This window comes from Cryobacterium sp. M15, assembly GCF_002929675.1.
Lineage (GTDB): Bacteria > Actinomycetota > Actinomycetes > Actinomycetales > Microbacteriaceae > Cryobacterium > Cryobacterium lyxosi.
Genome location: NZ_PJJW01000030.1, coordinates 91855 through 104707, shown reverse-complemented (window position 1 = coordinate 104707; position 12853 = coordinate 91855). Strand labels below are relative to the sequence as shown.

Here is a 12853-nt window from a genome sequence, read left to right as displayed (position 1 = left end):
GCACTGGCACTGGCACTGGCACTGGCACTGGCACTGGCACTGGCACTGGCACTGGCACTGGCATCGGTTCGAAACTCCTGACACTCGTCGAAGACGCGCTCCGTACCAATGATGTGCGCCTGATCGCCGCTGCCCTGCAACCGTATGGCGCGCACCACCTCGGCCTCGAGGCGTACCGCCACGCCGTCGTCAAGTGCGTCTTCATGGGTATTCCCTTGCTCGTGATCGCGAATCTCACCACACGCCAGGATGCCGAACTCGCCCGGATGCTCGTCGACCTCGCCCACGAACGCAACGCAGCCGGTCGCGATATTCCCGCCGATATCGCCGCCGTGGTCGCCGCGTTTCCCGAGTGCCTGGACCGTACGGACCTCCCGATGGCCCTGCTCAGCGAACTGCTGACCGCCAACCACATCCATAAGGAATAAGGACCACACATGCGCATCATGGACCCGCACATTCACATGAGTTCCCGCACGACCACCGACTACGAGGCCATGTACGCGGCGGGGGTGCGCGCGGTCGTCGAGCCGGCCTTCTGGCTCGGCCAGCCGCGGTCGAGTGTCGCGTCGTTCATCGATTACTTCGACGCTCTTGTCGGCTGGGAACCGTTCCGAGCCAGCCAGTTCGGTATCCGCCACTTCTGCACGATCGGGCTCAACCCCAAGGAGGCCGGTGACCCGCGCCTGGCCGGCGTGCTCGACATCTTGCCGCGCTACCTCGAGAAAGACGGCGTCGTTGCCGTCGGCGAACTCGGGTATGACTCGATGACCCCGCAGGAAGACCGTGCCTTCGCCGCCCAGCTCGCGCTCGCCGTGGCCCACGAACTCCCCGCGCTCGTGCACACCCCGCATCGCGACAAGGTTGCCGGCACCCGCCGCACCCTCGATGTGGTGCGGGAGAGTGGCATTGCACCCGGCATGGTCGTCGTCGACCACCTCAACGAGGTCACCGTGCACGAGGTCGTCGATTCCGGCTGCTGGATGGGCTTCAGTATCTACCCCGACACCAAGATGGATCCCACCCGCATGGTCGCCGTGCTGAAAGACGTAGGACTCGACCGCGTGCTCGTCAACTCGGCCGCCGACTGGGGGCGCAGCGACCCCCTCACCACGCGCCGCACGGGTGAGGCCATGCTCGCCGCCGGTTTCGACGACGATGACGTCGACCGCATCCTCTGGCGCAATCCGGTGGAGTTCTTCGGTCAGAGTGGTCGCCTCGACCTCGATGAACAAAGCGACACCACGGATGCTGCGGTGCCGGCCGAATTCGCCGGCAACTCCATCATGCGGGGCGCCCGCGCATGACCAGCCCTCCAGCCGAGACGCCGAACGGGCCCACTCCGGTGCTCGTCATCGATGTCGCCGGGCTCACCCCGCGGCTGCTCATGGTGATGCCGCACCTGCAGGGCGTCGCGGCCAGCGGCTTTTCGGCCGAGCTCGGCACTGTACTGCCAGCCGTGACGTGCTCGGCGCAGTCCACCTTTCTCACCGGGCTCACGCCGGCCGAACACGGGATCGTGGGCAACGGCTGGTACCTGCGCGATATCGGTGAGGTCAACCTCTGGCGCCAGCACAATCGGCTGGTCGGTGGCGAGAAGGTCTGGGAGACGGCCCGCCGCACGAATCCCGGCTACCGGGTGGCGAACGTGTGCTGGTGGTACGCCATGGGCGCCACAACCGACGTCACGATCACCCCGCGCCCCGTCTATCACGCCGACGGACGCAAGAGCCCGGATGCCTACATCCGTCCACCCGAACTGCACGACGCACTCGTGGCCAAGCTCGGAGCGTTTCCACTCTTCACTTACTGGGGGCCGACCGCGGGCCTGGCCTCCTCGCGCTGGATCGTGGGCGCGGCCCGCCACGTGCTGCCCGACCACGACCTCACCCTCGTCTACGTGCCGCACCTCGACTACGACCTGCAACGCTTCGGCCCCGACGACCCGCGTTCCGTAGAAGCTGCGCGCGAACTCGACTCGGTGCTGGCGCCGCTGCTCGACGACGCCACCCGGCTCGGCGTGACCATCGTGGTACTCAGCGAATACGGCATCACGAACGTCGACCAGCCGGTCGACGTGAACCGCATGCTGCGCCGCGAAGGCCTGCTCGAGGTGCACACCAATGCGAGCGGTGAGCTGCTCGACCCCTGGACTTCCCGCGCCTTCGCGGTCGCCGACCACCAGCTCGCGCACGTCTACGTGCAGGACGTCGCCGATGTGCCGCGCGTGCGCGTGCTGCTCGAAGCGCTGCCGGGCGTGGATGAGGTACTCGACACTGAAGGACAGGCCCGCTACGGCCTCGACCACGAGCGGAGCGGCGAGCTCGTGGCCATCGCGCAGAAACAGGCCTGGTTCACCTACTATTACTGGCTCGACGACGCCCTGGCGCCCGACTTCGCGCGGGGAGTGGAGATTCACAAGAAGCCCGGCTACGACCCCGCCGAACTGTTTTTCGACCCCGACGACCGTTTCGTCAAACTGCGCGCCGCCCGTAACCTCGCAAAAAAGAAGGTGGGGTTGCGCTACGCCATGGACGTCGTGCCGCTGGATCCCTCCTGCGTACGCGGTTCTCACGGGCGCCTGCCGGAGCGTGCTGCCGACGGTCCCGTGCTGCTCTGCTCCGACCCGGCGGCCGCCAGGGGCAGCATCGCCGCCACCGAGGTGCGTGACCTTCTCCTGCAGCTCGCCGGCCTGAAACAGGGCGCCCCGGTGAACGGCTGACCCACCGAGCACGTATTAACGCCGAGCACACACGACAACGGCGCCCCCTCGCAGGGGCGCCGTTGTCGTGTGTGGCGGCTAGAAGCGCACGTTCCGCAGGTAGTTGTAACCCACTTCTGCGCTCTGCAGCGGGGTCACGTCAGGCTGGTCGTTCTCGACCGCATACAGCTTCACCGGGTGGGCGTCGAAGATGCGGGCGAAGTCGATCGTGCCGGTGCCGAGGTCGGCGAATCCACCGGCCACATCGCGGTCCTTCACGTGGTATTCGAGCACCTTCTGCGGGGCATCCTTGATCACGTCGATCGCGAACTGCACCGGGTCAGCAGCTCCGACACCGACACCACCCGTCACGGCCCAATACAGGTCCACCTCGAGGTGCACGAGTTTCGGGTCGAGCCGGGTCGTTAAGATGTCCCACGGGGTGAGCCCGCCACCGAGGTCGGTCGTGAACTCGTGGGCGTGGTTGTGGTACCCGTACTTGATCCCCGCAGCCTGGGCAACGGATGCCTCGGCGTTCATCTGGTCAGCCCACAGGCGCCAGTCGTCGGCCACGCTCGAGGCCAAATAGGGAACATTCAGGTATGTCTGCCCCAGCGTCACTGCGCCGGCGATCTTGGACTGCAACGCCGCCGGCGAGCTGCTGATACCGTCGTGGCTTGAGCTCGGCGTGATGCCGAGTTCGTCGAGGTAGGCGCGCATGGCCGCCGGGGTGCGGCCGTAAAGACCGGCAAGTTCTACCTTGGTATACCCGTAGTCCGCGAGCGCTTCGAAGGTAGCATCAACGCCGTCGCCCCTCATGATCGACCGAAGCGTGTACAGCTGGATGCTGATCAGCCCCGGCGGAACCTTGCGCCCCTGACCCGGCTTGCCTCCCGGGCCCGCTGTGGCAGAGCTCAGGCCCGGGGCCGCCATGGCCGAGCTTGCGCCGGCGACGGCGAGGCCGGCACCCGCTCCCGCCGTCAGTGCGCCGCGCAAAAAGTTGCGGCGGTTGAGATTCTTCCTGCCGTCGAGCGATTTGTTGAGTTCGTTCGCTCCGTCAAATCCAAAACACATGTGAGTACCTTTCGTGGGTAGTTTTTTCTGAGGCAGAACTAGTTCGAGCGCAGCGCAACCTCGGCGCTGCCGGTGAGCGGTCCTGAGGAGTCGCCGCCGGCATCCGTGTATGAGGCGTTGAAGACCCCGGACAGGTCATCGGTCTCCGGGTTGTGGCCGGAGGGGACCGTGGTGGTGATGGTTCCCGAGCAGCCGCCTGCGGTGGTGATCGGGTGGCCGTGCGAGTCGTGGCCCAGAATGTAGGTCACGGTCACGAGCGAGCAGTCCACCGGCTGGTCATCGGTGACCAGGACTTCGTAGGCCACCGTGTCGCCGAATTGGAAGTCCTGGCCCACTGCGGGGGTGACGAAGGTCACGACCGGAGCCTGGTTGCCCACCTCGATCTCCACCTCTGCTGAGGCGTAGCGTCCTCGATCCTTGCCACCGGAATCCGTCACCTGCAGTGAAGCCGTGAAGGCGCCATCCGTCTCGTAGGTATGGGTGGGGTGCTGCTCGAGGGAGTCGACGACCCCGTCGGACTCGAAGTCCCAGGCGTAGCTGAGCTTGTCGCCTTCGGGATCGGTGGTGCCTGCACTGGAGAACTCCACGGTGAGCGGTGAGGCGCCAGTGGTCGGCGTGGCCGAGGCCATAGGGAGGGGCGAGCGGTTGCCCATTTCGCCGACGAAGTCGATGCGCGAGAGCTGCGCGTCGGGGTTCTGCGCGAAGTACCCGTCGCCGTATTCGAGAACGTAGAGTGCGCCGTTGGGGCCGAACTCCATGTCGATCGGGTTGTCGACGATGATCGAATCCACGACGGCTTCGATCTTCGTCAGCTCACCGTCGGTGAGGGTCATACCCTTGATGTAGTCGCGAGTCCACTCGTACATCATCGACATGCCGTCGTAGTACTCGGGCCAGGCAACGGATGCCTTACCCTTCGACGCCTTTTTGTCGAAGTCATACGCGGGGCCGGCCATCGGACCGATACCACCGGTCTCGAGCTCCGGGAACTCGGCGGACAACCCGTAGCCGTACCAAACTTCGGGCTGGGCAACGGGAGGCAACTCCCGCAGGCCGGTGTTGCGTGGCGAGTCGTTCACGGGAGCTGCGCAGTCAAATGTTTCGCCGGAGACGCCGGTGGCGAAGTCGAAGTCCACATACGGCAGCTCGGCGGTGGCGCAGTATGGCCAGCCGTAGTTTGCCGCTTCGGTGATACTCGTCCACTTGCCAGTACCGGCCGGGCCGCGCAGGGGATCGGCGGTCCGGGAATCCGGGGAGTAGTCGCCAACGTACAGCTCGCCGGTCTTCTGGTTGAGCTCGATGCGGAACGGGTTGCGCATGCCCATCACGTAGATTTCCGGGCGGGTGAGATCGGTGCCCGGGGCGAACAGGTTGCCGTTTGGTATCGTGTAGCCGCCCTCGGCACCCGGGGTGATGCGCAGAATCTTGCCGCGCAGGTCATTCGTGTTGGCTGCACTGCGCTGGGCGTCGAATGCGGGATTGCTCTCAATTCGCTCGTCGATCGGTACGAAGCCGTCGGAGGAGAACGGGTTCGAATCGTCGCCGGTGGAGAGGTAGAGGTTGCCGGCCGCGTCGAAGACGATGTCTCCGCCCACGTGGCAGCAGATGCCGCGATCCACGTCGACATCGAGGATCTTCTGCTCGCTCGCAAGGTCGAAGACGGCACCGTCGAACTGGAACCGCGACAGGGTGATCGATCCCTTGAACGGGGCGAAGTCCTGCGCCGAGCCGGTGATCGGGGCGTCGCCCTCGTTCACGCCAACGGTTGCGGGGTCGTCGACCGGAGTATTCAGCGGTGCGGAGTAGTACAGGTAGATCCAGTTATTTCCTGTCGTGCCGAACTTCGGGTCCAGGGCGATGCTCTGCAGCCCCTCTTCGTCGTGCTGGTACACCTCGAGTGACGCGGCGAGGGTGTTGAGTCCGGTTTGCGCGTCGTTGAGCCAGATGTCACCGGCGCGGGTGGTGTGCAGCACGTCGTTATTGGGCAGCACAGCCAGGTCGAGCGGCTCGCCCGGCGTGGCGTCGAGGGTGACCTTCTGAAAGCTCGAGTCCGCGGGAGCTGCCGGGGTGGGGGTGCCGGGTGTACCCGGGGGCGCTTGGTCCCCCGGGGCCGCTAGTGCCGGCGTCGCGGTGAGGGCAGCGACTACAAGGGTGGCCATCGCCGCCCCTGCAGTCAGTCGAAGTCCGTGCTTCGTTCGCATATCTGGTTCTCCTCGTTGAGATCAGGGCGCAACTCTCAGGTGAGCGGGCCGGTGTCGCCACGGTATGGGAATACTTCGGTGTTTGAATAACCGGAAGAACCAGCATCTATTTACCGCTCGGTGCCGTCACAGAAATTCATGTCCGGCTCGGGAGGCTGCACCGGGGGAACACCCGACGGCACCGAACTACAAACCCCCTTATTTTTGACCTCATGGGGTTTCGCGTTGGGTGCCCTAGTGTGGGGGGTATGCCAAAGCCGGCACAACCTGCCTACCCGAACTCGTATGCCGACCTGCGCCTGTGGTTCGATGAACAGTGGAAGTGCCTCGACTATCTCGACTGGTTGCGATGGCCGCACGGATTCCAGTGCCCGAACTGTGCGCACCAGCACGGCTGGCGGGAGGCGCACCAGCGATGGCGGTGCGCGGGCTGCGGCAAACGAATTTCCGTGACGGCTGGAACTATTTTTCACGGCACCCGCACCGAGCTCATGGTGTGGTTCAGCGCCGCGTGGCTGCTCGTGAACAGCAAGGCCGGGCTGTCGGCGACCCAGCTGCACCGGGAGTCCGAGCTCGGCTCGTTGCAGACCGCCTGGGCCATGCTGCACCGCTTCCGTTCGGTCATGGTGCAACCGGGCCGGGAACGCCTGCGCGGCAACGTGGAGGTCGACGTGTCCTACCTTGGCGGGTCGGTCCCCGGTCGCGGTTCCCTGGGCCGTGTGCTGTTCGCGGTTGCTGTCGAAGTAGGTGCCGACGGTCTGGGTCGTACCCATGTAGCGCGAATCCCGAGCGCCGGGACCGCGCAGCTGGCCGCCTTCATGCTGGATTCCATCGAGCCCGGCAGCCGCGTCGTGACCCACGACTGGTCGGCCTTTCCGGCGCTCATTCGGGACCGGTACCTGCACCTGGCCCGACCGACCGTGGCGCCGGGTTTCGCCACTCGCGAGGTGCTTCCCGCCGTGCGCCGGGTGGTGTTCCAGGCGAATCACTGGTTGATGGGGCCGCGGCAGGGCGCCGTCAGCGCCGAGCACTTGCCCGCCTACGTCGACGAGTGGGTGTTTCGGTTTAATCGCCGTCACTCCACTAGTCGCGGTCAGCTTTTCCACGCCCTGTTGGGGTACGCCGTGGCCGGACAGCCGGTGACCTACCAGTCGCTGCTGAAGACAGGGCGCACCCGGCCAGCGGCCGGCGTGCCGTACCCGGCACCCCGATCGGGGTCCCCGGCGCTGCCCTGGCGCTGACCCGCGGTGAACGGAGCCGTCGTAGTGCTGCGGTGACCTGCGAGGCCGCCGCGGCGGCATCCGCTCGGAAAGTATCGAAGTTCGAATGATTAGTATGATTGAATTGCCTGATGGTCGACATAAGTCACGTCAACGCCCTCGGTCCGGCCGGCGCGAGTGACCTTTTTCAGGTGTTGCGCGATGGTCAGCCGCGAACGCGCACGGAACTAGCCGACCTCTCCGGACTGGCCCGCTCCACCGTTGCCCTGCGCGTCGACGCGCTCACGCGCCTCGGTCTCGTCGGCCCGGCCGGCAACGCCACCTCCACTGGTGGCCGACCCTCATCGCAGTTTGCCCTGCAATCGGGCAACAAGTTCGTGCTGGCCGTGGACATCGGCGCGAGCCATATTCGGATCGCCCTGAGCGACCTGGGTGGAAGAAGCCTCGTGCAGGACTCGACCTTTCTGGAAATCTCGGACGGGCCCGAGATCGTGTTGAACTGGGTCATCGAGGCCGGTGCGCGACTGTTCAGCGACAGCAGGCGGTCAACGGCCGACCTGCTCGCGATCGGCGTGGGCCTGCCCGGCCCGGTTGAGCACACCAGCGGCCGGCCGATCAACCCGCCGATCATGCCGGGCTGGGACCGCTTCGATGTTCCCGGCTGGCTGCAACAGCACTTTCAGGTTCCCGTGCTCGTCGACAACGACGTGAACCTCATGGCGCTCGGCGAACGAGAATTCGCCTGGTCGGGCACGGACCACCTCATCTTCATGAAGGTCGCCACCGGCATTGGCGCCGGCGTCATCTCGGGCGGCTACCTGCAGCGCGGCGCGCAGGGCATTGCCGGCGACCTCGGGCACGTGCAGATCGCCCGCGGCGTGGGCGTGCCGTGCCGCTGCGGCAATGATGGCTGCCTCGAAGCCGTGGCCTCCGGGGCGGCGCTCACGCGATTGCTGGTCGCCCAGGGGCTGCCGGTGACAACGAGCCAGCACGTGGTCGACCTCGTGAAGCAGGGCAACCTCGAGGCTATTCGGGCCGTGCGTCAGGCCGGACGGGATATGGGGGAGGTGCTCACCATGTGTGTCAACCTGATCAATCCCTCGGTCATCGTGCTCGGCGGGTCGATGGCACAGGCCGGCGAACACCTGATCGCGGGCGTGCGGGAGATCGTTTACTCGCGCTCCAACCCGCTCGCTACCCAGCACCTGCAGATTACCCAGTCCAGCGCCGGGCCCAATGCCGCCATCCTGGGTGCGAGCATGCTGGCCATCCACCACGCGCTCTCGCCCGAGCGCATCGAGGCCATGGTCGTGTCACTCGCCCTCTGACGCCAGCGTTCTGACCCGTCCCGTGCAGGGGTCACGAGGCATAACTCCTGCAATATGAGCGACCACCGACCGACTTCCGCGTATTCGCGCGGGTGACTGGGCGGTCTGTCGCCGATTTGCAGGAGTTATGCGCCGCGCAGGCGGCTGATTCAGGAAAGTGGGGGTGCCAGTGCTGCCCAGCCCCGATTTTTCGGGGCTGGGCGGGGTGAATGCGTGCGGATCGCCTGAATGAGCTGCTTGGGTGCGGTGGGGCTAGCGCGCGCCGAGCAGGTGTTCGAGGGCGAGCTGCTGCAGATGCACGAAGCCGAAGCCCTTGCCACCGAAGTACGCGTCGGTGTCGAAGTCTTCGTAGGCACTGCGGTCGGCGAGCAGGTCGTCGTAGCTTTCGCCGGATGCGAGGGTGTTGTTCGACAGGTCAGGCACCTTCGACGCGGCGAGGGCCGCCTGCACCTCGGGATCGGCGCGGAACGCCGCCGCGCGCTGCTTGAGCAGCAGGTAGGTGCGCATGTTGGCCGCGGCCGACGTCCACACCCCCGCGACGTCTTCGGTACGGCTCGGCTTGTAGTCGAAGTGGCGCGGCCCGGTATAGGCCTGGCCGCCGCTCGGGCCGCCGTTTTCGAGCAGGTCGACGAGCGCGAAGGCGTTCTGCAGGTCGCCGTGGCCGAAGACGAGGTCCTGGTCATACTTGATGCCGCGCTGACCGTTGAGGTCGATGTGGAACAGCTTGCCCTGGTACAGCGCCTGGGCGATGCCGGCGGCGAAGTTGAGCCCCGCCATCTGCTCGTGCCCGACCTCGGGGTTCACTCCGACCATTTCGGGACGCTCGAGGGTTTCAATGAACGCCATCGCGTGGCCGACCGTCGGCAGCAGAATATCGCCGCGCGGTTCGTTGGGCTTGGGCTCAATGGCGAAGCGGATGTCGTAGCCCTTGTCGGTGACGTAGTCACCGAGCAGGTTCACGGCTTCGCGGTACCGCTCGAGCGCCGAACGGATGTCCTTGGCCGCGTCATACTCGGCGCCCTCGCGGCCGCCCCACATGACGAAGGTCTTGGCGCCGAGCTCGGCAGCAAGGTCGATGTTGCGGAGCACCTTGCGGAGGGCGAACCGGCGGACCGCGCGGTCGTTGGAGGTGAAGCCGCCGTCCTTGAAGACCGGTGCGCTGAACAGGTTGGTGGTGACCATCGGCACGATCAGGCCGGTGTCGGCGAGCGCCTGCTTGAGGCGGTCGATCTGGGACTGGCGCGCGGCATCCGTCGAGCCGAAGTCGAACAGGTCGTCGTCGTGAAAAGTCAGGCCGTAGGCACCGAGCTCGGCCAGGTTGGTGACGGCATCGACGACGTCGAGCTTGGGACGCGTCGGGCCACCGAACGGATCACTGCCGTTATAGCCGACGGTCCAGAGGCCGAAGGAGAACTTGTCGTCGCGGGTGGGGGTCAGGCTCACGTCACTCAGGGTCATATCACTGCTTCCGATTCAGCTTCGTCGATGATTTGTTGATTACTCAAACATATACCGGGGATGGATGAAGTCGTCAATAGCCGGACATTGAATTCGCCGCAGCCACGCAGCTCCAGAATTCGAGTGCAATGGTGCCAAGGTGACCTGACTGGACTGGTATGTTGTCCTGAACACCAAATACGATGAGGTGGTTCGAATGAACCAGGTAAGCGAACGCAATTGGGCCGGTAACTACCGCTACGCGGCACCCGTCGCGCACCCGAAGAGCATCGACGAGGTGCAGCAACTCGTCGCCGCGGCCACCCGGGTGCGTGCCCTCGGTTCGCGCCACTCCTTCAATGCGATCGCGGATTCCCCCGGCATGCTGGTCGCACTCGACCGCGTCGACGATGCCATTTTCATCGACCCGACCCGGCTGAGCGTCGAGGTTTCCGGCGGCACGACCTACGGCACGCTCGCCGTCGAGCTGCAGCGGCAGGGCTACGCCCTGCACAACCTCGCGTCGTTGCCGCATATCAGCGTGGCCGGTGCTATCGCTACCGGCACGCACGGCTCGGGCGACTACAACGGCAGCCTCGCAACCGCGGTGTCGGCCCTGGAGATCGTCACGGGCTCCGGGGAGCTGCTGCGGGTTGATCGGTCGACTCCCGACTTCGCCGGCATGGTGGTGGCGCTCGGCGCCCTCGGCATCGTCACCCGGGTCACGCTCGATATTCAGCCGACGTTTGAGGTGCAACAGTTCGTCTACGAGAACCTGCCGTGGAGCGCGGTGCTGCAGCATTTCGATGCCGTGATGGGCAGCGCCTACAGCGTGAGCCTGTTCACCAACTGGCTCGGCGAAAATGTGGATCAGGCCTGGGTGAAAAGCCGCGGCGGCGACTTTACGGGCGCGGGCGAGTTCTTCGGGGGAACGGCGGCGACTCTGGGGCGGCATCCGCTGCCCGGTATTTCAGCGGTCAACTGCACGGAGCAGCTCGGCGTCGCCGGGCCGTGGTCGGAGCGACTCGCGCACTTTCGCCTGGCCTTCACCCCGAGCAATGGCGAGGAGTTGCAGAGCGAATACCACGTGCCGCGCGAGCATGCCGTCGCAGCAATCGAGGCGATGCGCACTCTCTCCGACCGGATCGCGCCGCTGCTGCTGGTCAGCGAGATTCGCAGCATCGCGGCCGACGACCTCTGGCTCAGCCCGAACTTCGAACGGGCCGGCGTGGCACTGCACTTCACCTGGAAGCCCGAGCAGGCCGCCGTTGAAGCGCTGCTGCCAGCGCTCGAAGCAGCACTGGCCCCGTTTGCCGTTCGGCCGCACTGGGGCAAGCTCTTTCAGACGGATGCCGAGACGCTCGCGGCCAGCTTCCCCCGGCTCGACGATTTTCGAGCCCTTGCTGATCGGCTCGACCCGACGGGCAAGTTTCGTAACGACTTTCTGGAGCGAACGGTGTTCGGGGGCTGATCGCGCGTCTGCGAGCGTGGCCAATTCACGAAAACACGATTCCGCAGACTACATGGATCCACGCACTCGGAACCCCTCATAGTGAAGGACGTGATTGGTCCGATCGCAGCCGGACCAGCGCCGAGAGATTAGCCGATCGATGGACGGGTGACGCGAATTTGTTGTTCCTGTGAACGGAGAGTGAACCGGGTGGGCTGTGCCCCAGCAGCGAAGCTGACACCAGAACTGAGCTGGTATTCGCCGGAGAATCCCTTGACCGTAACCCTACCCTCCGCGTCGGTCACCACGGTCGTGGGAGCCAACCACCACTCGCCCTTGACCAGCCCGTGCAACGCTTGGTATGACGGCTTTGGAGTGCCGTCGGCACGCACCAGCCCGATCGGTGCGCCGAGCCAGGCGCCCGCGTCGGTGATGCCCCAGTAGGTGATGGCCTCGACAGAGGGGTGCGACACGAGCGAGCGGTAGTGTTGTACGAGCTCGTCCGCTTGACGCGCTTCGCCCTCGGGAGTGGATGGCCACTCGGGAATCTCGTAGTCGTTCAGGTCCACGATGTCGGCCGGCATGAGGTGGCCTGAGACAAGCGATGACTCGGTCAGGTGCAGCGGCAGACCGAACCGGGCGAAGCGGTCGACCATCTCGAGCATGACGTCCTCGCCCCAATACCCCTGATGCATGTGGGTCTGCAGCCCGAGGGCATCGATCTCGATGCCGGCTTCCAAAACCTCCTCAATGAGGTCCTCATAGGCGCTTGAGAGATCGAAGTCATTGAGCAGCAGCCTGGCATGGGGATTGGCCGCCCGCGCCTCTTCGAACGCCATGCGGATCATCGCAACGCGCCCCCGGGCGCGAGCCAGCGGCGTGATGCCGTTGTCGCCGTTAGCGAACACGGGCATGATGAGGACTTCGTTGATGGCGTCCCAGGTGTCGATGAGCCCCTCGAAGTCGGCAACATCGCGGCGGATGCGTTCGCGCTGCAGCCGCTCGACCTCCTGCAGGGTCAGGCCGAGCAGCCAGTCGGGTTGCACCGTGTGCCAGACGAGCGGATGCCCCTTGAGGGTCACGCCACGCTGGCGGAACCAACGAGCGGCTTGTTGCAGCCGAGCGGTGTCCGGTGCCCCGCGCACGGGCTCGAAGCGGCCCCAGTAAAACGGGAGTGTTGCCGTGTTGAAGAGGTCGGCATACAGCTCGGCCAGGCTCTCGGTGCCGATCTCGTCGGGCTCGCCGTTTGCAAGGCCGAGAAAATCGAATCCGATATTGCCAAAACCAAAGGCGTGGCTTACCTGCGAGACGACGACCTCGGCGTGCGCCAGGGGAGCACCCGAGGCATCCGTCACGGTCACGACGGATTGGCAGATCCGATGGGTGGGTGCCGAGGTCGCCGAGAAAGCAGTGGAGCGCATCATTGCAGAGTCACTTTCTGG

The 12853-nt window shown here is 65.6% G+C and carries 10 protein-coding genes; 6 read left to right on the top strand and 4 right to left on the bottom strand.

Annotation, left to right across the window (positions count from 1 at the left end):
• The 3 genes from CXY83_RS03705 to CXY83_RS03695 form a co-directional block, all read left to right on the top strand.
• On the top strand, positions 1 to 428 hold a 428-nt coding region (locus CXY83_RS03705), incomplete at its 5' end, for an EboA domain-containing protein (RefSeq protein ID WP_199184871.1).
• 9 nt (positions 429 to 437) lie between these two features.
• A complete protein-coding gene (locus CXY83_RS03700; RefSeq protein WP_104196044.1) occupies positions 438 to 1307 on the top strand; it encodes a TatD family hydrolase in 870 nt (289 codons plus the stop codon).
• Positions 1304 to 2722: an alkaline phosphatase family protein gene (locus CXY83_RS03695; RefSeq protein WP_104196043.1), complete on the top strand. Its 1419-nt coding sequence runs from the start codon at positions 1304 to 1306 to the stop codon at positions 2720 to 2722. The genes CXY83_RS03700 and CXY83_RS03695 overlap by 4 nt, the downstream gene beginning before the upstream one ends.
• A 78-nt stretch (positions 2723 to 2800) precedes the next feature.
• Here the strand turns inward: CXY83_RS03695 and CXY83_RS03690 are convergent, their stop codons facing one another.
• Both CXY83_RS03690 and CXY83_RS03685 read right to left on the bottom strand, forming a co-directional pair.
• Entirely contained in the window at positions 2801 to 3775 is a 975-nt protein-coding gene (locus CXY83_RS03690) for a sugar phosphate isomerase/epimerase (RefSeq protein WP_104196042.1), read from the bottom strand.
• Between the two features lie 38 nt (positions 3776 to 3813).
• Positions 3814 to 5934: a PQQ-dependent sugar dehydrogenase gene (locus tag CXY83_RS03685; protein WP_199184870.1), complete on the bottom strand. Its 2121-nt coding sequence runs from the start codon at positions 5932 to 5934 to the stop codon at positions 3814 to 3816.
• A 290-nt stretch (positions 5935 to 6224) separates the two neighbouring features.
• Here CXY83_RS03685 and CXY83_RS03680 point away from each other — a divergent pair, with 290 nt between their 5' ends.
• Positions 6225 to 7217: an IS1595 family transposase gene (locus tag CXY83_RS03680; RefSeq protein WP_158251822.1), complete on the top strand. Its 993-nt coding sequence runs from the start codon at positions 6225 to 6227 to the stop codon at positions 7215 to 7217.
• A gap of 110 nt (positions 7218 to 7327) precedes the next feature.
• A complete protein-coding gene (locus CXY83_RS03675) occupies positions 7328 to 8524 on the top strand; it encodes an ROK family transcriptional regulator (RefSeq protein ID WP_199184869.1) in 1197 nt (398 codons plus the stop codon).
• Positions 8525 to 8776: 252 nt separating this feature from the next.
• On the opposite strand, the gene xylA is transcribed toward CXY83_RS03675, so the two are convergent.
• Positions 8777 to 9982 carry a xylose isomerase gene (xylA, locus tag CXY83_RS03670; protein ID WP_104196039.1) on the bottom strand — a complete coding sequence of 402 codons (1206 nt, stop codon included), beginning with the start codon at positions 9980 to 9982 and terminating at the stop codon, positions 8777 to 8779.
• Between the two features lie 196 nt (positions 9983 to 10178).
• Here xylA and CXY83_RS03665 point away from each other — a divergent pair, with 196 nt between their 5' ends.
• Positions 10179 to 11432 carry an FAD-binding protein gene (locus CXY83_RS03665; protein ID WP_104196038.1) on the top strand — a complete coding sequence of 418 codons (1254 nt, stop codon included), beginning with the start codon at positions 10179 to 10181 and terminating at the stop codon, positions 11430 to 11432.
• A gap of 128 nt (positions 11433 to 11560) precedes the next feature.
• Here CXY83_RS03665 and CXY83_RS03660 read toward each other — a convergent pair whose 3' ends face one another.
• Positions 11561 to 12835, bottom strand: coding sequence for an endo-1,4-beta-xylanase (locus tag CXY83_RS03660; protein ID WP_198416495.1), 1275 nt, complete (start codon positions 12833 to 12835; stop codon positions 11561 to 11563).
• Positions 12836 to 12853: the final 18 nt, after the last annotated feature.